Below are 23,613 nucleotides of genomic sequence, written 5' to 3' on the forward strand. Positions count from 1 at the left end.
GACAGCCGGCAAGCATGAAGCGACGGATTTTTCGTCAATGGGCACAGCGGCCTGCACCTTCCCCGGACCGCGACCCAGACAAAGAGCAGGGAGGGGGATTCTCGAGGAGACGTCAATGAAGGTGCACGTGAAATTGGGCATGACGGCGCTGGCCTGCGCGGCCGCGCTCGCCTGCGGCCACGCGGCGTGGGCAGGCGAGGCGGAGGCCAAGAAGTGGGTCGACAGCGAGTTCCAGCCGTCGTCGCTCTCGAAGGACAAGCAGCTTGCCGAAATGAAGTGGTTCATGGACGCCGCCGCCAAGCTCAAGGCCAAGGGCGTGACGCAGATCAGCGTGGTCTCCGAGACCCTCACCACCCACGAATACGAGTCCAAGACGCTGGCCAAGGCGTTCGAGGAAATCACCGGCATCAAGGTCAATCACGACATCATCCAGGAAGGCGATGTGGTGGAGAAACTGCAGACCTCGATGCAGTCCGGCAAGTCCATCTACGACGGCTGGATCTCCGACTCCGACCTGATCGGTACCCACTACCGCTATGGCGCCATCCTGCCCTTGTCCGACTACATGTCCGGCACCGGCAAGGAGTGGACCAATCCCGGGCTGGACGTCAAGGACTTCATCGGCACCAAGTTCACCACCGCGCCGGACGGCAAGCTCTACCAGCTGCCCGACCAGCAGTTCGCCAACCTGTACTGGTTCCGCGCCGACTGGTTCGCGCGCAAGGACCTGCAGGACAAGTTCAAGGCCAAGTACGGCTACGACCTGGGCGTGCCCACCAACTGGTCGGCCTACGAGGACATCGCCAACTTCTTCTCCAACGATGTCAAGGAACTCGACGGCAAGAAGGTCTACGGCCATATGGACTACGGCAAGAAGGATCCCTCGCTGGGCTGGCGCTTCACCGATGCCTGGCTGTCGATGGCCGGCGCCGCCGACAAGGGCTTGCCCAACGGCATGCCGGTCGACGAGTGGGGCATTCGCGTGGCCGAGGACAAGTGCACCCCGGTGGGCGCCTCGATGTCGCGCGGCGGCGCCGCCAACAGCCCGGCCGCGGTCTATGCGCTCACCAAGTACATCGACTGGATGAAGAAGTACGCGCCGCCGCAGGCCATGGGCATGACCTTCTCCGAAGCCGGCCCGGTGCCGGCGCAGGGGCAGGTGGCGCAGCAGGTGTTCTGGTACACCGCCTTCACTGCCGACATGACCAAGAAGGGCCTGCCGGTGGTCAACGCCGACGGCAGCCCCAAGTGGCGCATGGCGCCGTCGCCTTATGGCCCGTACTGGAAGCAGGGCATGCAGAATGGCTATCAGGACGTGGGTTCCTGGACCTTCTTCAAGAACACCGATCCCAACCGCCTTGCCGCGGCCTGGCTCTACGCGCAGTTCGTGACCTCGAAGACGGTGTCGCTGAAGAAGTCGCTCACCGGCCTGACCTTTATCCGCGACAGCGACATCCATCACGAGTACCTCACCAAGCACGCGGCGCAGTACGGTGGCCTGATCGAGTTCTACCGCAGCCCGGCGCGGGTGGCCTGGACGCCGACCGGGACCAATGTGCCGGACTACCCCAAGCTGGCCCAGCTGTGGTGGAAGAACGTGGCGACCGCGGTGACCGGCGAGAAGACGCCGCAGGCCGCGATGGACAACCTGGCCGAAGAAATGGACCAGGTGATGGGACGGCTGCAGCGCGCCGGCATGAGCAACTGCGCGCCCAAGCTGAACCCGAAAGGCGATTCCGCCAAGTGGCTGTCGGCGGACCACGCGCCATGGAAGAAGCTGGACAACGAGAAGCCCAAGGGCGAGACCATCGCCTACGAAAAGCTGTTGCAAGCCTGGAAGGAGGGGCGCGTGCGGTGAGTTGAAAGGGCGATCCATTGCCGCGCGCCGGACCGGGCGCGGCGTGGCACTGAAACGGACGGCAGCCTGGGCTGCCGTCCGTTTTTTGATATTGCGGGCAGATCGGTCACAGCGCGGGCGGAGCCGGAATCCGGGTGATGCATGATGTACTTCAACGAAAGTCCTGAAAATATCTTGACTATCTATCTACTAGTAGATAATATTCGAGCCATGGACACCGCTGCTCCGCCCCGCCTAGAAACAGAAGGCCGAGGCAGGAAAGAGGGATCCAGCGCAACACTTGGGTAATTCCCGTTTTTTTTGGCCCGTTAATCTATCTACTAGTAGATAACTGGCTGTAAGGGATTCCAGAGCGTAGCGACTAATTGATCCTGATCCTGCCCCAGCGCGGATCCTCACTTTCGATGGAGAGCATCATGAACACCCGTTTCCTTGCCAAGAGCCTGATCACCGCCGCCACGCTCGCCGCCGCCTTCGTAGCAGGCCATGCTCAGGCCTCGGGCCCGAAGGACAGCAGCTTCTACGGCGACAAGTACGGCTACGTCTTCCGCACCAGCACGCCTGACGCCTTTACCGACGGCGCGCGCAGCGGCAAGTTCGACACCTTCAGCGAAGGTGCCCGCGCCGGCAAGGCCGATCCGTACACCGACGGCGCCCGTATCGTGGCCGGCCTGGACCGCACCGGCGTGTCGGCCAGCCCTGCCCGCAGCGTCGACGCCTACACGGACGGCGCCCGCGTCGGCAAGGCCGACCCGTACACGGATGGCGCCCGTATCGTCGCCGGCCTGGACCGCAGCAGTGTTTCGGCTTCCCCGGCCCGCAGCGCCGACCCCTACACGGACGGCGCCCGTACCGGCAGGTTCGATGTCTTCACCGAAGGCGCCAACGCTTGAGCTTGAGCAAGGGGCGAGCCCCTGCGTCAGTCCGTCAGGACGAAGTGCGCCGTGATGGATGCCAGGAGCCGGCCACCCCGGCTCTTTGCCATTGGGCGGAGCCGCTATCCGTCCAGCTACCGCCGTTCCGAGGGTCCGCCGATAGGCGGATAAAGGCCATATGACAACCCAGTCCGTACGAGAGCAACTGCTAGAGCACACCCTGTTGCTGGTCAGGCAGCGGGGATTCAATGGCTTCAGCTACCGGGACCTCGCCGAACGAGTCGGGGTCAAGACGTCCAGCATCCACTACCACTTCCCCTCCAAGGAGGACCTGCTGCAGGCGGCCGTGACGGAATACAGCGCGCGTATCTGCGGGCACGTGCGCGGCATCGATACCGGCCTGCCGGCCGAGGCGCAGGCGCGCGCTTACCTGGAGCCCTGGCTCGCCACGGCGGGCGGCGATGCCATCTGCCTGGTCGGCATGCTGTCAGCCGAGACCGCATTCCTGCCCGAGGGGGTGCATCGCATCCTCAAGGATTTCTACCGGCTGAATGAAGCCTGGCTCACACGCTTGCTGGCGTCCGCGCAGGCCGCCAGGCGAACGCTCTTGCCGATACCGCCGCAAGCGCTGGCCCAAGCGGTGTTCGGCGCGCTGCAGAGCGGCCTGGTGGTGGCACGCCTGTTCGGCGCGCCGGAACGCATCGAGGCCACGGCGACCTTGCTGATCGCCTCGGTAACCCCCAGCCGCAGCCGTGCACCGGGCGAGCCGGCTTGAGCTCAGCCCGGGGCCGGGCCCTCGGCGCTGGCGGCAAGCTGCCGGCGCCGGTTGAGCAGGAACGGCACCACGCCCGCGGCGATGCCACCCAGACCTATCACGCGCGTGGGCAGGTCGAAGCTGGGGATGCTGTATAGCGCGATGAACCACAGGAAGGCCGCGCTGCAGGCGGGCCAGAGCACCAGCAGCAGCAGCCTGGCGGGCGCGCGGGCGGCGCCGTGCCGGGAGTGCCAGGCGCAGGCGAAGCCGGCCAGCCCATAATAAAACGCCACCTGGAAGCCGATGCTGTTGACCGAGTCCTGGATGATCTGGCCCACGCTGGCGAAACGGGCGGACAGGGCGAGCAGCAGCAGGCCGAGAGCGGCGATCACCACGGTGGCCACCCAGGGCGTGCGCCAGGTCCGGTGCAGTTCGGCATAGCGCGGGTGCAGCAGGCCATCGCGGCCCTTGGCATAGAGCGTGCGGGTGAACTGCAGGATCGAGGTCTCCAGCGTTCCCACCGTGCTGAGCATGACGGCGAGCACCGCCAGGTAGTCCCATGGCCGCGGCAGCAGCCGCGCCGCCAGCGCGAATACTACGTTGGTGCCGGCCTGGCGGATCTCCTGGTCGCTCAGTACGGCCAGGCAGGCTGCGACGAACACCATGAACAGCGCGAGCACGACGACCATGGCCAGCAGCGCGCCGCGTCCCGGCGCCCTCGTGGGATCGCGGGTTTCCTCCGTCAGGTTGGCGGTCACGTCCCAGCCCCAGAAGAAGAACAGCGCCACCAGCGCGCCGTTGGCGAACAGCTGCGGCGTAAAGCCAGCCGGCGACAGCCATCCCAGGGATAGCGGGTGGGCCAGCGGGAGCGGCGCCCGCAACACGGCCGCGAGCGCGATCGCGGCCAGCACCCCGACCTCGATCAGCGTCATCGCCACCTGTGTGTAGCTGGTCAGCTTGATGCCCTTGATCACCACGGCGCTTACCGCAATCAGCCAGCCGGCGGCCACCAGCGTTACCACGGGCGGGCGCCCGGCCAGCGCGGGATCGATCAGCAGCAGGGTTGCCGTCGCGGCGGGAATGGTGCCGGACACCATGAAGACCGCGGAAGCCACCAGCAGCGCCCAGCCGGCGAAAAAGCCAAGCGCGGGATGGAAGATCCCGGTCACCCAGGCGTAGCAGGCGCCGGCGCTGGGTTGCAGCCGGTTCAGCCGCTGGTAGGCCAGTGCCACGCCGAACATGATCAGTCCGCAATACAGCAGGCTGGCTGGCGCCAGCGTGCCTACCGCGGCGACCAGGGTGGCCGTGGTGGCTGCCAGGCTGAAGGCGGGTGCCGTGCCCGCCACGCCCATCACCACGGACTCGCCCAGCCCGAGCGCGCCTGCCTCCAGCCGTTCCGGCGTGTTCCGGTCCATGGCGGTTCTCCCAGCGGGGAATCTAGGGCAACTATACTGCGTGCCCGCGCGCTTTCCAGCGGATTCTCGCGATGAGATGGCTGGCCTACATCGCCTGCCGTCCCGCCGGCTCGCCATATCGCAGTCTGCGCGACGCGCCGCGCAGACTGCGGCGGCTTCAGGCCGAACGCCTGCAGTCCTGCACGGACAGGTGGCGGCACTCGGCGCGAAACGCCGAGGGCGTAGTGCCGCATATTTTCTTGAACTGCTTGGAGAACTGGATCGGGTCGCCGAAGCCGCAGGCCATGGCCACGTCCTCGATCGATAGCTGGTCCTGCCTGAGGCACATGCGCGCGAACTCGATACGCTTGTGCAGCACGTACTGGTAGGGCGGCAGCCCTGTCGCTTCCTTGAAGATGCGCGTGAAGTAGTAGGGACTCAGGCCCGCCTGGCGGGCCAGGTCGTCCAGTGAGATGGGGTGGGTGAGCTTGGACTCGATATAGTCGTCCAGCCACTTGATCCTGCTGACGGACAAGGCCGGCATTCTCGATTTGCGGCGCCCGGCGCTGCCGTAGCGCGTGACGATATGCGCTGCGACCAGGCGCGCATAGGCCTGGCCGAACAGCGCGCCGTGCGGATTGCCGTCGCGCAGTTCACGGTCCAGCGCCTCGAACGCGTTCAGTACGAAGCTGTCGGTCTCATGCGCGAAGGCGGGCGTGCCGGCAAAGCCGGGCAGGCCGAGCTCATCGGCGATATCGCGCAAGGTGGCATCGTGCAGGGTCATCAGGCACAAGCTGCCCAGGGGCCGTATGTAGCGCACGCTGTGGCCGCAGCCGCTGGGCACATAGGCGGTGGCGCCGCGCCGCTGCACCTCGGTGCGGGCACGGCCGTCGATGCGGCGTTCGGCGACAGAGAGCGGGTTGAGCTTGACCATCAGGTAATGCCCGTCGATGGCATGTTCGCGCGTCTCGAACATGTCGTCGTCGCGCCGCTCGAAATACAGGTCCTTCCAGCCAAACACCGCGCTGCTGCGCACCGGCGCGACGGAAAACAGCGATGCACGGTCGTCCGGATTACGGAAATCGAGTTTGAGGGCTGTCATGGCGACCGTCCTTGAGGGTCGGGAAATTCTACCCAAATCGCGCTGCCGCTCAATACGCACTAAGTGGGGCTTCTTCTCCAGATTTCATGTTTTGTTGTCCGTACTTCAATCGTTGGCTGAAGTTGGCGGAAGTTGGCCGGACAGGCCCGGCGGGTTTGACGCGGGGCGCCGCCGCGCGGCGGGTTCAGCGCGCGATGGCCTCCGGATACGCCGTGCGCAGCGCACTGGCCAGGCGCATGGCGCCGGTCTCGGCCGACTCGGTGTCGATGGTCGAGTAGGACAGCCGCAGCGTGTTGTGCTCGGGATGGTCGGCAAAAAACGCAGCGCCGGGAACAAAGATCACGCCGGCCTCGATCGCGGCGCGCAGCACGCGGGCAGCATCCACCTGCGGTGCGAACCTGGCCCACAGGAACATGCCGCCTTCGGGTTCGTTGAAGCAGATCGCGTCGCCCAGGTGCCGCTGCAATGCCTGCATCAGTGCGTCGCGCCGTTCCCGATAGGCGGCGGTCAGCACCGCGAGGCGGGGCCACAGGCGGCCGTCGGCGAGATAGCTGGCGATCAGCCGCTGCGAGAGGCTGCAGGTATGCAGGTCGATGGCCTGCTTGGCGAGGGCGGCCTGTTGCAGGACGGCTTCCGGCATCACCATCCATCCGGCCCGCAACCCGGGAGAGAGGATCTTCGAGAACGAGGACAGGTAGATGACGCGGTCCCGTGCCGGCGAACGTTCCGCGATCTCGCGGATGCTTGCCACCGGCGCACCCGACAGGCGCAGTTCGCCGTAGGGGTCGTCCTCGATGAGGTAGGTGCCGAAACGCGCCGCAAGCTCGGCGAGCCGTTTCCTGCGTTCCAGCGAGAGGGTCCGGCCGCTGGGGTTGCCGAAGTTTGGCACGACGTAGATGGCCTTGACCTCGCAGCTCGACAGGTAGGCTTCGATCCATGCCACATCGATGCCTTCCTCATCCGAAGGCACCGAGACGATACTGGCTTCTGCGAGTTCGAAGGTCTGCAGCGCGGCGAGATAGGACGGGCGCTCGACCAGTATCGTGTCGCCGGGGTTCAGCAATACCCGCGCGGCCAGGTCCAGCCCCTGCTGGGAGCCGGATGTCACCAGGATGTCCGCGGGGGTGGCGGAGATGCCGCGATGCTTCAGCAGCGCCGCGATCTGCGCGCGCAGGCTGGCTTCGCCTTCGGTCATGCCGTACTGGAACGCTTCCGGGTCACCGCCCTCGGTGACCGCGGCCAGCGCCGCCAGCAGGCCTGGGATGTCGAACAGGTCCGGCGCGGGAATGCCGCCGGCAAGGGAGATGATGCCTGGGATCTTGCTGTACTTGAGCAGGTCGCGCACGGCCGAACTCTGCACGCGGCGCATGCGTTCGGCAAATGCGGTGGGGCGGTTTGCGGTCATGGTGTCGAAAGGGGGGAGGGGTTTCATGGCTGTACGGCAGGCGATGCCATCTGGTAGCGGGGGATAGGCGAATGGGAGCGCACGGGCCGGACGCACCCGCAAGACGGGCGGCAATACCTTGCGGGCTGCGTCTTCAGGCCGCGGCGGAGGCTGGCTCCGCCGCGCGGTGCAGTGCGCTCCAGTTGTCGTGGTGCCCGGCACCGGCGTGCCGGCCGGCCAGGCGGGCCAGCGAGACGATGCCGCTGGCCTGCGCGTGAATGCCGCCGTCCGGCCCAAGCAGCCGTGCCTCGACGAAGGCGAGCGAATCGGTGCGCCGCACCACGCGGCACTCGAGAGTGGGGTGCGCGGCCCGTACCGGCTTCATCAGGTCGATCGAAAGATGGACGGTGCCGCAAGTGCGGCCGCGGAACTGCAGGATGCCCGCGGTGGAAATGCCGCAGTCGATCATGCCTGCGATCACCGCGCCGTTGAGCGCCGTGGTGCCCAGCCCGCCCATATGCGCGTCCATCTGGCGTACCAGCTTGAGCCGCACGATGGCAGGATGGGAGAGATCGAGTTCGGCACCCATATGCGTGAGCACCGGCAGGGCATTGAGCCGCGCCTGCCATTGCGCGCGTTCCTCGGCGGGCAGCGGCAGCCTGAGGGCGCGCTCGTGCCGGTCGTGGGTGCTGTCGCCCGGGCTCATGCCAGCATCTCCAGCGGTTGCGGGTCGGCCGCGCGCCCGGACTGCGCCACGCGCTCCCGTGGCCCGCTCCAGTAGGGCGACCAGATGAACTGCCGCCAGTACGACTCCGCCACCTCGACCCAGGTCCGCAGCGTCTCGCGCGATGCCAGCGACCTGGCCAGGCTCACGATCAGCCAGCTATAGACCGCCTGGCTGTCGCGGCAACCTTCGCAATGGCCCGAGGTGCAGCAGCGTTCCAGCGTTTGCAGATCGGCTTTCCAGGTGTTGAAGAAGGTCAGTCCGGGGTTGCCGTTGGCGAGGCGTGCCTGGTTGTCCGGGTGATCCTGGCTGATGCTGGGGCAGGTGTCGTAGCCAAAGCTGCCGCACCAGGCCTGTCCCGTCACCATGGCTTCGATGTGGGCGGGGTGGTTCAGCACCGTATCCGGATAGCGTTCGCGCACGCGCAGCATCTCGCGCAACAGGCGCTGCTCGTTCTGCATCCGTAGCGGATGGCCGGTGTTGTACTGGCTGTAGAAATTGAAGGTGACCGTATTGCCGTTGTCGCAGATACGGCGCACCGTCGGTTCGATATACGACAGCCCACCCTCCGTCACCGCGTAGACGAAGCAGGCGCGCGGGTCGTCGGCGTAGTTGGCCAGCGCCGTGTCGAACAGGCCGGTGAAACGCGTGCCGCCCGGCTTGATCGCGCGCAGTTCGTCATCGAGGGGGCCGCCGCCGAACAGGGTGATGAAGACAGTGACGTTCTCAAAAGGCGCGACGTTGGGAAACGCCTTGAGCCCATTGGTGGAGATCGACACATAGCGCATGCGTTCGACGAAGGCGGCGATGCGGTCGATGAACAGGGTCGGCTCGCCGCCGATCAGCAGCGCGGCATTGACCTTCTTCTTGCGCTGGGCCTCGATGAAAGCCGTCCAGTCGTCCAGCGCCTTCGCTTCCGGCGCGCTCTTGTCATGACCGAACTCGAAGAACCAGCAACCCTTGCAGCGGATGTTGCAGGCATTGGTCAGGTGGTATTCGGCAGCGCGGACCCGGGCTGAGAAGCCCCTCACGGCCTGGAAGCGCGCGGCCAGTTCAGGGTCGCCGTCGAGCAACTGGGGAAGCCGCTCGGTGATTGCCAGTTTGCGCTGCTGGTGCAGGCTGGAGACATCGCTCATGGCCGCTCCCTCAGACGAAGGCGCGATTGGCGGCGCCGTCCGGCACGTGCAGTCCCATGGCCGCCAGGCGAGGGACCGTCTTCCTGACGAACTGGGCGCGCAAGGCTTCGTTGCCGGTCTTGCGCAGGCCCCACTTCAGGTAGAGCCGCGAACGCTGGGAATCGGAGCGCCCGAACAGGTCGAGCAGATGCGGCCAGAGACGGTCGAGCGCCTGCTGCGCGCCGGCGCGGCCTTCCTCGGTCTCGCATGCCTCCTTGATGATGCGGTAGCCGTGGGCCACATGGGTGTGTTCGTCGCTGATGATCTGCTTGACGAAGATGTCGGCGAACGGCTTGTAGCTGCTCTCGGCGAACTCGAGCAGATGCTCGAGCACCACGGCTTCGCCGATGAAGGAGAAAATACCGCGCTCCATCCAGTTCTTCACGCCGCGCACCAGCTCGTTCGGGTAGTACGGGCGCTCCAGGAAATGCTGGCCCAGCATGCTGGAGGTGTCCACGCCGATCTCGCCCAGCACTTCGGCGCTGAGGCGGTAGTGCAGGACCTCCTCGGCCGCGCGCTCGCAGCAGACCTGCTTCTCGAACGCATTGGGTGCGATGTTATAGAAGATCTGGGTGTAATCGTCGGCGCCGGTAAGTTCGCCTTCCGTGTGCACGAGCATGAGCCGGGTGGCCAGTTGCTGGTATTCCTCCGGCATGCTCCGGAAATCGGACGCATCCCTGACGGAACCCGGGCCGGCGATCGGCCCGGCTTGCGGCGTGTTTTCTATTAGCGTGGTATCCATGGTGTCTCCCTCTTGTCTTTGATATGCGGGAGAAAGTGTATGGAGAGGCGCCGGCGGCACAGCTGTGCAAAACTGCCATATCTGTGCTTTCTTGCCGTGAAATTAATTTACTGCAGAATTCACCGGATATTGATGGCCGCTGCCGGGGCTCGCCGCTTGCGCTCCCATGTGGCGCCGCCCGGTGCGATCGCGGCGGCATGCGTGCGCCACGGTCCGGGTCACGGGCAGGTATGAAGGGTCCGCGCCAGCCAGTCGATCACCGGGCGGAAGCGCGAGGCGCCGCGAAACTCGCGCGGATAGGCCAGCCAGATTTCCCGCACCACCTCGGGTACTTCCCGTATCAGCGCCAGCCGCTCGTCCTGCCGGGCCAGGTAGTGCGGCAGCAGGCCGATGCCCAGCCCGTTGCGGATCGCCTCATGCACCGCCAGCAGGTTGTTCGACTGGAAGCCCGTGCGCGCGGCCAGCGTGCGGGTCCACTCCGACTCCGGCAGTGCCAGCCCTTCGTCCAGCAGGCCGCACAGCGGCGCGGCGCCAAGATCCTGTTCGCGCCAGGGCCCGGCGCCCGCAGGCCGTGCGGGCGCATACAGGCCGAAGCCCATGCTGCCCGCGCGCTGCGCGATCACATCGCTTTCCTGCGGCCTGGCCAGCCGCACGGCGATATGGGCGCGGCGCCGGGCCAGGCTGGCGATGCGGTTGTCCGTTTCCAGCCGGACCTCCAGTTGCGGGTGGGCCTGGCAGAGCCCGAACAGCCGCGGCGTGAGGAAGTGGCTGCCGAATGCCGCGGTGCACGCGATGCCGACCACGCCCGACATGCCGCTGTCGGCCTCTTCGACCTCGCGCAACAGGCGCCCGGCCGAACTCTCCATCTGCTGCGCCGCGGCCAGCGCGCAGCGGCCGGCCGCCGACAGCGCGAAGGCGCCTTCGGTGCGCGTCGCCACCGGCTGGCCGAGCGCACTTTCCAGCCGCCGGATGCGGCGGATCGCGGTGGCATGCGTCACGCCCAGCTCGCGCGCGCAGGCGGAGTAATTGCCGGCGCGGATCAGGGTGGACAGGGTCAGCAGGTCGTCCCAGTGGAGTGAACGTTTTTGCACGGTTGGTGTGAGTGAGTTGAGAATTGGCGTACAGCATAACGCGGCCTATCATGCGTTTGCACGGTGGCCGCCGCGGCGGTGTCTGCCGGAGGCTTCCGATGCACGCCGGCGCCCTTGCCCCTGGTTGCGCCGGCGTGCCAGACTCTCACTCACTTGGAAAGGAAACGTCATGGCCGCACCCTTCACCTTGCTCGACCTTGCCGGCGCCAGCCGCATGCCTTCGGCCTGGGAGGCCGCCGCGTTGGTGCTGATCGATCACCAGCGCGAGTACGTGGACGGCAAACTGCCGCTGACCGGCATCGCGGCCGCCACCGCAGCCTGCGGCGAGTTGCTGGCGCTGGCGCGCCGCCACGGCAGTCCGGTGGTGCACGTGGTGCATCACGGCAGGGCTGGCGGCGCCTTTGATCCCGAAAGCCACGGCGCGGCCATGATCGGAGGGCTGGAGCCACTGGCGGGCGAACATACCGTGGTCAAGGGCCTGCCCAATAGCTTCGCCGGCACCACGCTGGCGGCGCTGCTGGAGCGGCTCGGCCGCAAGGAACTGATCGTGGCCGGCTTCCAGACCCATATGTGCGTCAGCGCCACGGTGCGTTCCGCGCTGGATCACGGCTACCGCAGCACGGTGGTGGCATCGGCCTGCGCCACGCGCGACCTGCCCGACCCGCTGGGCGGGGTGCCGGTCACGGCGGCCGAGCTCCACCGCATTTCGCTGGCGGCGCTGCACGACCGCTTTGCCACGGTGGTGGCCAGTCCCGCCGCCTGGGGCTGAGCGGCGAGCAGGGAGGCTGGCGCGCCGGCGCAAAAGATGCGCAGGCCAGGGGGCTGGTGCATACTACGGCCTCGCCGGACCCCGGCGCTTTCCCTGCAATCCGATTTGCCATCCAAATGAAACGCATTCTCCTCATCAAGATCACCTCGCTGGGCGACATGGTGCACACGCTGCCGCTGGTGTCCGACCTGCGCCGCGCCTATCCCGAGGCCAAGATCGACTGGGTGGCGGATGCATCCTGCGCCGATATTCCGCGCTGGGCGATCGGCGTGGACCGCGTGATCGCCCCGCCGCTGCGCGGCTTCAAGAAATCGCGCAGCTGGTCCGACCTGCGCGCCATCTTCGGTGCGCTGTGGCAATTGCGCCGCGAGAAATATGACGTGGTGGTGGATGTGCATGGCGTGTACAAAAGCGCCATCGTGGCCTGGCTGGCACGCTCGGGCCGCCGTCTTGGCTATGCCGCCGAGTATCTCGGCGAGGCGCGTGCCGTGTTCGCCTACACGCAGATCTTCGGCCCGCACGGCGACGCCACCGCGCGCCACAAGATGCGCATGGTGGTCGCCAATGCGCTCGGATACCCGCTCGATCCCGTCGAGCATTACGCACTGCGCGTTCCTGCGCCCGCCGTGCCGCTCAACGCCGACGGCGTGCCGCGCGCGATGCTGTTCCATGCGACCTCGGTAGAGGCCAAGAAATGGCCGGCGCAGCGCTGGATCGCGGTTGGCAGGACCCTGGCCGAACGGGGCTACAAGATCCAGCTGCCCTGGGGTTCGCCCGCCGAACGCGAGCAATCGGAGGCGCTGGCAGCCGAGATTCCCGGCGCCGAGGTGCTGCCGCGCATGACCATCACCGAATGCGCGCAGCGGGTGGACGCCGCCGCGCTGGTGGTGGGGACCGACACCGGTTTCGTGCATCTTTCCGATGCCCTGGGCAAGCCGTCGGTGATGCTGTTCACGGTGACCGACAGCCAGCACTTCGGCATCGACACCCCGGGACAGTCGGTCTCGCTGGGCGCCCGCGGCGTGGTGCCGGAAGTCGACGAGGTGCTGGCCGCCATCGACCGGGTCACGGGCGGGCAGGCCGGATCGCGGGAAACGGCGGTGCGGCAGGCCTGAGCCAGTCGCCGAGCGCGGCCAGCAGGTCCACGGTTTCCGCGAAGGCCGCGGTTTCCGGCAGGTTCGTCATGTTATCCACATGGGAATGATCGAGGCGGCCAGCAGCAGTCCAAGCAAGGCATTCAGGCAGCGCCACTGGCGCTCCGTGCGCAGCAGCCGGGAAAGCATCAGCCCGGCCAGGCACCAGAGCGACATCGATGCGGCGGCGGCGAAACCGAGGGCCGAGCCAAGCAGGATGGCAAGCTGCAGTGGCCCGCTCGCCAGCGCCGCGAAGGACGCGGCTGCCCCCAGCGCCATGGCCCAGCCCTTCGGGTTCAGCCATAGCAGGCACATGCCGCTCCAGAAGCGCGTCGGCGCCGCCAGCTCAGCCTGCAGGTTTGGCGATCCGCTCCAGGCGATCCTCCACGCCAGCCACAACAGGTAGGCGGAGCCGGCCAGATTCATCGCCGTGCGCAGCGAAGGTACCGCAAGTAGCAGACCGGCCAGTCCGATCGCCGCAGCGGCAGCGAGCGAGGCCAGGCCCGCGGCGATGCCGGCCATCAGCGGCACCGAGCGGCGGAAGCCGAAACGCGCCCCGGAAGCGGTCGCCAGCGTGGTGGCGCCGCCAGGGGTGATGGTGGACACGATGGCGAACAAGGCAAGCGGGGCAACCGGGTCAGGCATGGCGGGCGTGGGCGGGCGAGTGCAGGGAGAGCCCAACTGTAGGGGGCCGTCTTGCATTAGGAAAGGCAATTCTCATAATGCCTGGCATTAGTAAATATAATGCCAGGCATGACCCGTCATCTCGATACCCGCATCGTGCGTACCTTCGTGGCGGTCGCGGAACATGCCAGCATGACCGCGGCGGCGAATGCCCTACATCTGACCCAGGGTGCCGTCAGCCAGCAGATCAAGCGGCTGGAGGACGATTTTGGCGCGGCCTTGTTCGAGCGCGGGCGAGGCGGCCTGCGCCTGACTCCCGCCGGTGAGCGCCTGCTGGGCAAAGCCAGGCAACTGCTGCACCTGAATGACGAAATCTGGGCCGGGATGATTGCCGGCACGGCGCCGGGCCAGGTGCGCCTGGGGGTGCCCTATGACCTGGTCGGAACCAGTCTCGCCCCCGTGCTTAAGGCCTACTCGGAAGCCCATCCCCAGGTGGAGATATCGTTGTCTTGCGCCGCTTCGCCGGATCTTGCCCGCGCGCTCGCCGACGGCCAGGTCGACCTGGCGGTGATCGAGGAGCCGGTGGGCCCTTCCGACGGCGAATGCCTGCGCGTGGAACGGCTGGTCTGGGTTGGCGCCAAGGGGGGCAAGGCCCGCCTGAAACGCCCGCTGCCCATCTCCATGGTTGCCGACACCTGCGCTTTCCGCCCGGCGGTGCTGTCCGCCCTGAGCGAGCACGGCACGCCGTGGCGCACCGTGTTCGAGAACGGCAACATCGATGCAACCACGGCCACGGTGCGCATGGACCTGGCGGTCACGGCATGGCTGGCGTCCACCGTGCCGGCCGACCTCGATATATTCGGCGCGGATTCCGGCCTGCCGGAACTGCCCAGCTTCGCCATCAACCTGCACCTGCCCCGGCATGGCGCACAGCCGGCGGCACGGGAATTCGGGGACTTCATTCGCGAGGGCCTGCTGCGAGGGCGATAGCGGGCCTGCCGCTTCGCCTCGCTGCCGAGCATTCGATGCAGCGCCCGCGGCACCCCTGTGTCATCCGGTTCTTTGTCCTTGCCAGCGTGCGCAGGCCGCGGACGGTTGCCACGTATTGAAGGCCTGCCTTCTAGAATGAACGGGATCCGGGGGCCGGCGCAAGTGCCCCGCACCGCATTCTTCCCGCATGGCATCGCATGCCATGCACAGCACGGAGCCGCTCCATGAGTCAAAGCCAATTGTTCCAACCGTTTTCGATCGGCCGGCTGCGGCTGGAGAACCGCATCGTCATCGCGCCGATGTGCCAGTATTCGGCCGTAGAGGGCTGCGCCGGCGACTGGCACATGATCCACCTCGGCCAGCTTGCGATTTCCGGCGCAGGGCTGCTGATCATCGAGGCGTCGGCGGTCTCGCCGGAAGGGCGCATCACGCCGGGAGACCTCGGCCTTTATTCGGATGCGAGCGAGGCCGCGCTGGCGAAGGTGATTGCCGCCGCCAGGGCGCATTCGCCGATTGCGCTGGCGATACAGGTCTCGCATGCCGGGCGCAAGGCTTCAAGCCACGTGCCATGGGAAGGCGGCCGCCAGATCCGTCCCGGCGAGCCGGACGGCTGGAAGACGGTGGCGCCATCCGCGCTGCCGCACGCGCAGGGCGAGGATGTACCGGTGGCGCTGGATCGCGCGGGCATGGAGCGGATCAGGGAAGACTTCGTCGCCACCGCCAGGCGCGCCGCGCGTCTCGGGCTCGACGGCATCGAGATCCATGCCGCCCATGGCTACCTGCTGCATCAGTTCCTGTCGCCGCTGGCAAACCAGCGCGATGACGCCTATGGCGGCAGCCTGGAGAACCGGATGCGCTTTCCGCTCGAAGTGTTCGACGCGGTGCGCTCGGCATTTCCCGCCGACAAGCCTGTGTGGGTGCGGATCTCCGCCACCGACTGGGTGCCCGGCGGATGGGACATCGAGGGCACGGTGGCGCTGTCGAAGGCGCTGGAGGCACGCGGCTGCGCGGCGATCCATGTCACCACCGGCGGCGTCTCGCCGGCCCAGGCCATCAAGCTGGGGCCGGGCTACCAGGTGCCTTATGCGCAGCGGGTCAAGGCCGAGGTCGGCTTGCCGACCCTCGCGGTGGGGCTGATCACCGAGCCGGAGCAGGCGGAGGCCATCATTGCCAACGGCGAAGCCGATGCGGTCTCGCTGGCGCGCGCGATGCTCTACGATCCGCGCTGGCCCTGGCATGCCGCGGCCAGGCTCGGCGCGCAGGTGCATGCGCCGAAGCAATACTGGCGCTCGCAGCCGCGCGAGTACAAGGATCTGTTTATCGACGCGAGCTTCGGGCAGCGATAGGCGGCTTCGGCTGCTGATCACGGCGCTCTTTCCGCCCGCCGCACCAGGCGGCGGGCGGGGGCGCCCAGAACGTGGCAAGGCGGCCGGCTCCCGCCCAATGCACGTGCCAGCTCGCTTAGTCCGCCTGGATGCCAAACTCCTTGACGATTTTCGCGTATCGCGTCGAATCCGATGCGATCAGCCTGCCCAGCGCAGCAGGCTCGCCGCCCACCGGCGTGACCGCGATGGTGGCCATGCGCGCGACCACGTCAGGCATCTTCAGGATGTCGTTGACGTGGCCGTTGAGCGTCTTCACCAGTTCGGGCGAAAGGCCCTTCGGCGCCAGCAGCGCCTGCCAGGCACCCACTTCCACATCCTTGTGGCCGAGTTCGGCAAGCGTTGGTACGTTCGGCGCGAACGGCGAACGCTTGCCGTCCGCCACGGCCAGCGGCACGATGCCGCCGGTCGCGATGTACTGCGCCACCGCTCCGAGCGTGGAGTAGGTCATCGGCACCTGGCCGCCAAGCACGTCGACCACCGCCGGCGCGGTGCCGCGATAGGGCACCTGCGCGATCTTCACGCCCGCGGCCCGGTTGAACAGCTCGCCAAGGATATGCATGGGCGAGCCATTGCCCGGGCTGGCATAGGCCTGCACGCCGCCGGCCTTGGCGCGCGCGACCAGCTCGGGCAGCTTCGTGATGCCGGTGCCCTTGTTGACCACCACGAAGAGCGACTGGGTGCCCAGCTGGGCAACCGGTGTGAAGTCGTTGCGCACGTCGTAGCTCGCGCCGGTGCCGCTCCTTAGCACCAGCGGCGCGATGGCGACGGTGTTGGGCGCAACCAGCAGGGTATAGCCATCGGGCGCCGCCTTGGCGACGTAGGCGCTGCCGATCGTTCCTGCCGCGCCGGTACGGTTTTCGACCAGCACGGACTGGCGCAGCCGGGCGGCAAGTTTTTCGGCAAGCAGGCGGGCGAGCACGTCGGTGTCGCCGCCGGCCGGATAGGCAACCACCAGCGTCACGGGTTTGTTGGGATAGGCCTGCGCGCAGGCGGCGCCTGCCGCCGCCATGGCGGCGAGGGCCGCGCAGGCGGCAAACAGTTTGCGGGTTGCGAGCTTCATGAAGAAATGCCTCCGGATTGACTTCGTGCCGGGAGGCGGCGCACGGCGCGCCTGGCATCCCGGCTTGCGCCGCGCGGTGACGCGCCGGTGCGCCGGTGCTCAGAACGTGTGCTTGATGCCGAGCATCGCGCCCAGCTGCGACCCGCCCGGCCGCGGGTTGGAGCCCGGCGAGCCGCCGCTCACCGACATGGCGAGCTGGCCGCCGTTGTCGATGAAGCCTGCCGTGGCATACACGGAGGTGCGCTTGGAGAAGGCGTAGGTGCCGCGCAGCGCGTACAGCAATGCCTTGTTGTCGCTGTTGTGGTACTTGAGGTAGTAGACCTGGCCGGCCAGCGTGAACGCCGGCGTGATGTCGTACGCCAGGCCGGTGTACCAGAGTTCGCTGCGCGGCGTGGTGCTGCCCTGGTTGTCGCGGCGGATCACGCCCGCGCCGATCTTGGTCCGGGACAGCAGCATGTAGCCGTTGAGCGAAAGCCGGTTGTCGGACAGGCTGCTGCTGGTCAGGCCGCCGAACGCACCGGGGCCGCCGCGCAGCGAGTCGTAGGCCGCGCCCACGCCCCACCATTTGTTGTCGTACTGGAGCAGTGCGGACCATTCGCGGCATTGCGTGCTGTTGGCGGCATTCTCGCCGGCGCAGTTGGTGCCGGACGGGCTCGGGCCTGCATTCACCGTGTCGCGGCCGAAACTATAGGTGGCGCCCACCGTCACGCCGCCAAAGGTGCCCTTGTACGAAATCGCGTTGTCGGCGCGGGTGTTCGGCAGATAGCTGTCGAGCGAGCCTGAGCCGTACACATTGGGCCCGAGGATGTCCGGGTCCAGCGTTGCCCAGAACAGCATGGTGTACTGGCGGCCCAGGGCGATCTGGCCCCAAGGCCCGGACAGGCCCACCAGCGCCTGCCTGCCGAACAGCCGGCCGCCCTGGTTGGCCGCGCCGGTATCCGGCCCGAACCCGGATTCGAGCACGAACAGGCTCTTGAGCCCGCCGCCAAGGTCTTCGGTCCCGCGAATGCCCCAGCGCGACGGCACCGTGCCCGTCAGGTTCGGCATGCGGACCAGGTTGTCCTTGGCCGCGCCGACGTTGTTCACATATTCGATGCCGGTATCGACGACGCCATACAGCGTCACCGACTGGGCCGAGGCAAGCATGGGCATCGCTGCCAGCGCGGCCAGTGCGATCCGTCCAGGTTTCATTTATCGATTCCTCTCTTTTCCGCCATTCGTGTAGTGGGCGCCGCATGGCTTCGCGGGGCCGTTTCGGGCCGGGAGGGCGCATGGTTGTTCATGCACTTGCCGGCCTCTTGTGTTTTATATATAAAACAACAGATTGCATAAGAAACAACGAGCAAAATATAGCTGTTCGTTTCGTGAAAAACAGGGGCGGGAAATCCCTAGTGATGTGGGTACGCGACGGCAGGCGGAGGGCCAGCGGTGATCCTGGGTGCCCAGACCTGCACCGCGCGTGGAGCCAGCGAGGCGGCGCCGGTTCCCCGAGAGCCGCCCGTGCGCTGGCCGCCAGGGAAGGGCGGCTGAAAAGCCAGGGCCGCGCGCGGCCGGCGGTCCGTCGCGCACGGGTTATCGGCGAATTTTTTCGCAAGGGGTTAACCCGGATCAATTTCCGCGAGCAGCCGGTCTATATTTCCTAGGTTTTATTTGCAAACCATAGTTTCATATATGAAACAAAACAATCAGACGATGCCGCCCCAGCCGACCGCCGAACTGCTCCGTGCCCTGGATAGCGGCTTTACCGAGCGGCGCGTGGCCGTCGGTGCCGACGGCGCGCAGATGGCCTACCGGTGCGGCGGCGGCCGTGGCCCCTTGGTGGTGCTGCTGCACGGCATCAGTTCGGGGGCGGCCTCCTGGCTGCCATGCGCGAGCCTGCTGGCGGCCGATGCCCGCGTGATCGCCTGGGACGCGCCCGGCTATGGCAATTCGCAAGCCTTGCCCGGCGCGGCGCCCACCGCGGCCGATTACGCGCAGCGTCTGCAGGCACTGCTGCACGCGCTGGACCTGCGGCCCGATGTGATCGTCGGGCATTCGCTGGGCGCGCTGATGGCCGCGGCCTACATTGCGCAGGCCGGGCCGGCGCAGCTCCCCGCGCGCTTGCTGCTGCTCAGCCCGGCCCAGGGCTACGGCGGCCCCGGCAAGGAAGGCAAGGCGCAGGAAGTGGCGCGCCAGCGGCTCGATGCGCTGGCGGCCCTGGGCGTGGAAGGCCTGGCGGAGCGCGGTCCGGGCCGCCTGCTGAGTGCGGCGGCCAGCGCCGACGCGCAGGCGTGGGTGCGCTGGAATATGCGGCGGCTGGATCCCGACGGTTACCGGCAAGCGGTGGCCATGCTGTGCGGCGATGCCATTGACGATTACCTCGGGCGCCGGGCGCCGGGCGTCAGCGTCTGGGCCGGCTGCGGTGCGCTGGACGTCGTAACGCCGCCGCCTGGCTGCGCAGCGCTGGCCGAGCGCTTCGGCTTGCCCTTCGAACTGATCCCGGACGCGGGCCATGCCTGCTACGTCGAGCAGGCCCGATCGGTGGCGCGCTGGATTCGCAGCGGGCTCGCCGGATACGCTATCTGAAGGCTGGCTGCGGCGGGTCCGCAGCCCTGCAGCGCCTTGATCGGCGCCTTGACTGGCACCTTAAGCGGCACCTTGAGCGGCACCTTGAGCGGCGAATCGGCCGGCCGGCTTTCCTCCGCCGCCCCGGCCCCGAGTCGACTTCGCATCGCATCGGCATATCTCCGGGGTAAACCCCAATCTATTTTTGAAGTTTCGTTGCCTATAGTGGTGTCTGTGTTCAATATTTAAATCAGCGTTTTACAGGTAAAACAAAACGCTCGATAGGCAGACTGGCAACAAGGTCAAAGGAGCAGCGCAATGGAGAACCTCGCATACAACCCGAATCTGGCGCCCTGGGAGCGCCCGGCTCCGAACAATGTCGCCGGCAAGGGCCATATCGAGCAGCCGGGCAAGGTGCGCAACATCGTGTGGCAGACCCGCGCCGCCGCCCCCACCGCTTACGAAGACGCGCTCGGCGATGCCCTGGAAGCCGCCTTCGAAGCCGGCGCCAGGAATCCGGAAGAGATCGTGCGTGCGTTCAACCAGGCCGGCCTGCTGGGCGCCGATGGCCAGGCCTGGACCGAAGCACGTTTCCTCGCCGAAATGCGCCGCCTGGGCGCCTGAGAGGCAGTTCAAGAACATCAACGCGATGGGTCACGGCGGGCGGCGCAACAAGGCGCGCCCAGCGGAAACAGCGACCCGATCCGGTACCCGCAAGAGAGCAAACAATGGAATCGAACAAGCAAGCGCGTGCTGAGGCGCGCCTGAACACCGGTCTGCATAACTACTGGTATCCGGTATCGGCGGCGTGGGCAGTCACGCATGCGCCGATCGGCATTACGCGCCTGGGCCAGAACATCGTGCTATGGCGCGATGGCGACGGCCAGGTGCACGCGCTTGAAGACCGCTGCCCGCACCGCGGCGCGCGCCTGTCGATGGGTTGGAACCTCGGCGACCGCGTGGCCTGCTGGTACCACGGCGTGGAGGTCGGCGGCGACGGCCAGGTCAAGAGCGTGCCGGCCGTGGACAGCTGCCCGCTCGAAGGCAAGACCTGCGTGCGCAGCTATCCCGTGCAGGAAAAAGCCGGCGCCATCTTCCTGTGGTTCGGCGAGCGCCCCCCGGTGCAAGGCGAGGGCGGTGCCGATGCGCTGCGCCTGCCGGAAGAACTGGAGAGCGACGAGCACAGCAACTTCCTGTGCGTGGCGCATTGGGACTGCAACTACCGCTACGCCATCGACAACGTGATGGACCCGATGCACGGCGCTTACCTGCATGCGGTCTCGCACTCGATGGCCGCTGGCGAGAAGCAGGCCGTGATGGCCGTGCGCGAGACCGACACCGGGCTGGTGTTCGAGAAGACCGGCCAGCGCGGCGTGAACTTCGACTGGGTGGAATTCGGCGAGACCGGCACCCCGTGGCTGCGCCTGGCGATTCCCTACCGCGCCAAGGTCGGTCCCGGCGGCCCCTTCGGCATCGTCGGCATTGCCACGCCGGTGGATGAGGCGCACTGCATGGTGTTCTTCTGGCGCACCCGCCACGTGCAGGGCTGGGAGCGCGATGTGTGGCGTTTCCTGTACCGCAACCGCCTGGAAGGCCTGCACTGGGACGTGCTGGAGCAGGACCGCGTGGTGCTGGAAATGATGGCGCCGAACGCACGCGATCATGAAACGCTATACCAGCACGATGTGGGCATCACGCGTGTGCGTCGCCTGCTGCGCCGCCGCGCCGACCAGGAAGTCGCCGACGAACCGGTCGCCATGCTCAAGCCGGTGGGTGGGGTGGCAAGCCATGCCTGAGATCGATCGCAACAAGCTGCTGGCAGGCCGCCGCGTGCTGGTGACCGGCGCGGCGCGCGGGCTCGGCCTGGCCTTTGCCACGGCGATCGCCGAAGCCGGCGCGGCCGTAGCGATGGCAGACATCCTCGCCGACCGCTTGCAGGAGGAAGCCGCCGCCATGCAGGCCCGTGGCCTGAAGGTGCTGCCGCTCGCGCTCGACCTTGGCAACCCGGAATCGGTGACGGCCTGCGCGGCCGCCGCAGCGGCCGGTCTCGGCGGCCTGGACGGCCTCGTCAACAATGCCGCCGTCACCGACTCCGGCGGACGCGACGCCAGCGCCATCGACATCGCCACCTGGGACCGCGTGATGAATATCAACGTGCGCGGCACCTGGCTGATGACCACCGCCTGCCTGCCGGCGCTGCGCGCTTGCGGCCGCGGCGCCATCGTCAACCTCGCGTCGGACACGCCGCTGTGGGGCGCGCCCAACCTGCTGGCCTACGTGGCCAGCAAGAGCGCCATCATCGGCATGACCCGGTCGCTGGCGCGCGAGCTGGGCGACGACCAGGTCACGGTTAACGCCATCGCGCCGGGGCTGACCCTGGTGGAAGCCACCGAATACGTGCCCCAGAAGCGGCGCGACCTGTATCGCGAGCAGCGCGCGATTTCCCGCGAACAGCTACCCGAGGACGTATCCGGGGCCGTGCTGTTTGCTCTCTCCGACCTGTCCCGCTTCGTGACAGGCCAGACGCTGGCCGTCAACGGCGGCTTCGTCATGCACTGAGCCTAGAAGGAATCCAAATGAGCGATCTTTCCCAACAAGACAACATCAAGCGTTCCTGGGAGCAGCCGTCCGGCGCTTCCTTCGACCAGTGGATGGAGAGCCGCGTGGCGCGTTTCTCCACCCGCCGCTACGACTGGGACGCGCTGAAGTTCCAGGCTGACTACGATCCCAAGTACCGCCGCGCGCAGATGCGCTATCTCGGTACCGGCGGCACCGGCGTGGCAGCGGATACCAATACCGTGCCGTCCGAGAACTTCACCTTCTCGACCATGATCATCCCGGCCGGGCATGAAGGCCCGTCGCACCTGCACACGGACGTGGAAGAAGTCTTCTTCGTCCTGCGCGGCAAGATCAAGCTGATCCTGGAAAAGGACGGCGAGCGTTTCGAGACCATCCTGACCGACCGCGACCTGGTCTCGGTGCCGCCGGGCGTGTACCGCGAGGAAATCAATATCGGCGAGGAAGATGCGCTGATGTGCGTGATGCTCGGCGCCAGGAAGCCGATCACGCCGACCTACCCGCCCGAGCATCCGCTCACCAAGGTCAAGCGCTAAGCGGCGCATGGCCGGTACCCCGTCCCGGGGCGCCGGCCCAATTGAAACAGAAGCCATCCCATGACCCAAGAACGCCTTCCGGAAGACAGCCAGGACAAGTACATCGTGCCGGGACTGGAGCGCGGCCTGCGCCTGCTGGCCGAGTTCAGCCGCCGCGACCGCAGCCTGTCGGCGGCCGACCTGGCGCGCCGGCTCAAGGTGCCGCGCTCCACGGTGTTCCGCCTGCTGGCCACGCTGGAAATGATGGGCTTTGTCGAGCGCACCGACGGCGGCCGCGACTACCGTCTCGGCATGGCGGTGCTGCGCCTGGGCTTCGAGTACCTGGCTTCGCTGGAACTCACCGAGCTGGGACGCCCGCTGCTGGACCGCCTGCGCGACGACATCCGCTACCCGTGCAACCTGGTGGTGCGCGACGGCCGCTCGATCGTCTATGTGGCCAAGTCGGTGGCGCCCACGCCGTTCAGCAGCTCGGTCACGGTGGGGACGCGCCTGCCGGCGCATGCCACCGTGCTCGGGCGCGTGCTGCTCGAGGATCTGACGCTGGCCGAGTTGCGCCAGCTCTATCCCGAGCCGCGGCTGGAAGCGTTCTCGCCCAGCACGCCGGGTACGGTCGAAGAATTGTTCGAGATGGTGCAGCGCGACCGCGAGCGCGGGGTGGTCCTGCAGGAAGCCTTCTTCGAAGCCAGTATCTCGACCATCGCGGCGCCGGTGCGGGACCGCAGCTGCAAGGTGGTCGCGGCGCTCGGCGTCACCATCCCGGCCTCGCGCATCGATCCGGAGCAGCTGGACATGATGGAAGAGAAAGTCAGAGACACCGCGGGCGAGTTGTCTCGCCTGCTGGACTACCGGCCGCGCGAGCACGGCAAGGTGGTCAACCTGTATCGGGAGTGAGGACG

At 67.3% G+C, this 23,613-nt stretch carries 23 protein-coding genes; 13 read left to right on the forward strand and 10 right to left on the reverse strand.

The genetic code is table 11. The features are described 5' to 3' along the window. Nucleotides 1–127: 127 nt before the first annotated feature. The 3 genes from AC3FOF_RS04725 to AC3FOF_RS04735 all read left to right on the forward strand — a co-directional run bounded on the left by AC3FOF_RS04725 (nt 128) and on the right by AC3FOF_RS04735 (nt 3,508). Nucleotides 128–1,858: an ABC transporter substrate-binding protein gene (locus tag AC3FOF_RS04725; RefSeq protein WP_035818778.1), complete on the forward strand. Its 1,731-nt coding sequence runs from the start codon at nt 128–130 to the stop codon at nt 1,856–1,858. 416 nt (nt 1,859–2,274) lie between these two features. Next, the gene (locus AC3FOF_RS04730; RefSeq protein WP_488725931.1) at nt 2,275–2,751 is read left to right on the forward strand and encodes a copper resistance protein CopQ; all 477 of its coding nucleotides are present in this window, start codon (nt 2,275–2,277) and stop codon (nt 2,749–2,751) included. A 160-nt stretch (nt 2,752–2,911) separates the two neighbouring features. Then, nucleotides 2,912–3,508 (forward strand): TetR/AcrR family transcriptional regulator, encoded by a 597-nt coding sequence (locus tag AC3FOF_RS04735; protein ID WP_276266834.1) that lies wholly within the window; start codon nt 2,912–2,914, stop codon nt 3,506–3,508. 2 nt (nt 3,509–3,510) lie between these two features. Here the strand turns inward: AC3FOF_RS04735 and AC3FOF_RS04740 are convergent, their stop codons facing one another. The 7 genes from AC3FOF_RS04740 to AC3FOF_RS04770 form a co-directional block, all read right to left on the reverse strand. Then, nucleotides 3,511–4,902: an APC family permease gene (locus AC3FOF_RS04740; RefSeq protein WP_276266833.1), complete on the reverse strand. Its 1,392-nt coding sequence runs from the start codon at nt 4,900–4,902 to the stop codon at nt 3,511–3,513. Nucleotides 4,903–5,059: 157 nt separating this feature from the next. Continuing rightward, on the reverse strand, nt 5,060–5,983 hold the full coding sequence (locus AC3FOF_RS04745; protein ID WP_017226817.1) for a helix-turn-helix domain-containing protein: 924 nt from the start codon (nt 5,981–5,983) through the stop codon (nt 5,060–5,062). A gap of 184 nt (nt 5,984–6,167) precedes the next feature. After that, nucleotides 6,168–7,415, reverse strand: coding sequence for an aminotransferase-like domain-containing protein (locus AC3FOF_RS04750; protein WP_488725932.1), 1,248 nt, complete (start codon nt 7,413–7,415; stop codon nt 6,168–6,170). 106 nt (nt 7,416–7,521) lie between these two features. Then, nucleotides 7,522–8,073 carry a PaaI family thioesterase gene (locus AC3FOF_RS04755; protein ID WP_488725933.1) on the reverse strand — a complete coding sequence of 184 codons (552 nt, stop codon included), beginning with the start codon at nt 8,071–8,073 and terminating at the stop codon, nt 7,522–7,524. Further along, nucleotides 8,070–9,227, reverse strand: a complete 1,158-nt coding sequence (locus AC3FOF_RS04760) for a radical SAM protein (protein ID WP_488725934.1) — start codon at nt 9,225–9,227, stop codon at nt 8,070–8,072. Before AC3FOF_RS04760 ends, AC3FOF_RS04755 begins: the two co-directional genes overlap by 4 nt. A gap of 10 nt (nt 9,228–9,237) precedes the next feature. Next, entirely contained in the window at nt 9,238–10,008 is a 771-nt protein-coding gene (locus AC3FOF_RS04765) for a Phenylacetic acid catabolic protein (RefSeq protein ID WP_488725935.1), read from the reverse strand. A 218-nt stretch (nt 10,009–10,226) separates the two neighbouring features. Continuing rightward, complete coding sequence (locus tag AC3FOF_RS04770) at nt 10,227–11,099, reverse strand: LysR family transcriptional regulator (RefSeq protein ID WP_276266828.1); 873 nt, start codon at nt 11,097–11,099, stop codon at nt 10,227–10,229. Between the two features lie 169 nt (nt 11,100–11,268). Here AC3FOF_RS04770 and AC3FOF_RS04775 point away from each other — a divergent pair, with 169 nt between their 5' ends. Beyond that, complete coding sequence (locus tag AC3FOF_RS04775; protein ID WP_488725936.1) at nt 11,269–11,868, forward strand: cysteine hydrolase family protein; 600 nt, start codon at nt 11,269–11,271, stop codon at nt 11,866–11,868. A 116-nt stretch (nt 11,869–11,984) separates the two neighbouring features. Beyond that, entirely contained in the window at nt 11,985–12,983 is a 999-nt protein-coding gene (gene waaC, locus AC3FOF_RS04780; protein WP_276266826.1) for a lipopolysaccharide heptosyltransferase I, read from the forward strand. Between the two features lie 66 nt (nt 12,984–13,049). Here the strand turns inward: waaC and AC3FOF_RS04785 are convergent, their stop codons facing one another. Continuing rightward, a complete protein-coding gene (locus AC3FOF_RS04785; RefSeq protein ID WP_488725937.1) occupies nt 13,050–13,646 on the reverse strand; it encodes a LysE family translocator in 597 nt (198 codons plus the stop codon). Between the two features lie 108 nt (nt 13,647–13,754). On the opposite strand from AC3FOF_RS04785, the gene AC3FOF_RS04790 reads away from it, so the two are divergent. Then, nucleotides 13,755–14,615 carry a LysR family transcriptional regulator gene (locus tag AC3FOF_RS04790; protein WP_051078412.1) on the forward strand — a complete coding sequence of 287 codons (861 nt, stop codon included), beginning with the start codon at nt 13,755–13,757 and terminating at the stop codon, nt 14,613–14,615. Between the two features lie 224 nt (nt 14,616–14,839). Beyond that, a complete protein-coding gene (locus AC3FOF_RS04795; RefSeq protein WP_035807567.1) occupies nt 14,840–15,961 on the forward strand; it encodes an NADH:flavin oxidoreductase/NADH oxidase in 1,122 nt (373 codons plus the stop codon). Nucleotides 15,962–16,076: 115 nt separating this feature from the next. On the opposite strand, the gene AC3FOF_RS04800 is transcribed toward AC3FOF_RS04795, so the two are convergent. Both AC3FOF_RS04800 and AC3FOF_RS04805 read right to left on the reverse strand, forming a co-directional pair. Then, complete coding sequence (locus AC3FOF_RS04800; protein WP_488725938.1) at nt 16,077–17,060, reverse strand: Bug family tripartite tricarboxylate transporter substrate binding protein; 984 nt, start codon at nt 17,058–17,060, stop codon at nt 16,077–16,079. Between the two features lie 99 nt (nt 17,061–17,159). Beyond that, on the reverse strand, nt 17,160–18,251 hold the full coding sequence (locus tag AC3FOF_RS04805) for a porin (protein ID WP_488725939.1): 1,092 nt from the start codon (nt 18,249–18,251) through the stop codon (nt 17,160–17,162). A gap of 480 nt (nt 18,252–18,731) precedes the next feature. Here AC3FOF_RS04805 and AC3FOF_RS04810 point away from each other — a divergent pair, with 480 nt between their 5' ends. The 6 genes from AC3FOF_RS04810 to AC3FOF_RS04835 all read left to right on the forward strand — a co-directional run bounded on the left by AC3FOF_RS04810 (nt 18,732) and on the right by AC3FOF_RS04835 (nt 23,608). Beyond that, on the forward strand, nt 18,732–19,625 hold the full coding sequence (locus AC3FOF_RS04810; RefSeq protein ID WP_276266821.1) for an alpha/beta fold hydrolase: 894 nt from the start codon (nt 18,732–18,734) through the stop codon (nt 19,623–19,625). 297 nt (nt 19,626–19,922) lie between these two features. Further along, nucleotides 19,923–20,228 carry a recombinase-like helix-turn-helix domain-containing protein gene (locus AC3FOF_RS04815; protein WP_276266820.1) on the forward strand — a complete coding sequence of 102 codons (306 nt, stop codon included), beginning with the start codon at nt 19,923–19,925 and terminating at the stop codon, nt 20,226–20,228. Between the two features lie 104 nt (nt 20,229–20,332). Further along, complete coding sequence (locus tag AC3FOF_RS04820; protein ID WP_276266819.1) at nt 20,333–21,400, forward strand: aromatic ring-hydroxylating oxygenase subunit alpha; 1,068 nt, start codon at nt 20,333–20,335, stop codon at nt 21,398–21,400. Further along, nucleotides 21,393–22,163, forward strand: a complete 771-nt coding sequence (locus AC3FOF_RS04825) for an SDR family oxidoreductase (RefSeq protein ID WP_276266818.1) — start codon at nt 21,393–21,395, stop codon at nt 22,161–22,163. Before AC3FOF_RS04820 ends, AC3FOF_RS04825 begins: the two co-directional genes overlap by 8 nt. 17 nt (nt 22,164–22,180) lie before the next feature. Beyond that, nucleotides 22,181–22,717 (forward strand): cupin domain-containing protein, encoded by a 537-nt coding sequence (locus tag AC3FOF_RS04830; RefSeq protein ID WP_017229226.1) that lies wholly within the window; start codon nt 22,181–22,183, stop codon nt 22,715–22,717. 60 nt (nt 22,718–22,777) lie between these two features. Next, nucleotides 22,778–23,608, forward strand: a complete 831-nt coding sequence (locus AC3FOF_RS04835) for an IclR family transcriptional regulator (RefSeq protein ID WP_276266817.1) — start codon at nt 22,778–22,780, stop codon at nt 23,606–23,608. Nucleotides 23,609–23,613: the final 5 nt, after the last annotated feature.

Source organism: Cupriavidus sp. 96C5-1 (genome assembly GCF_057798855.1).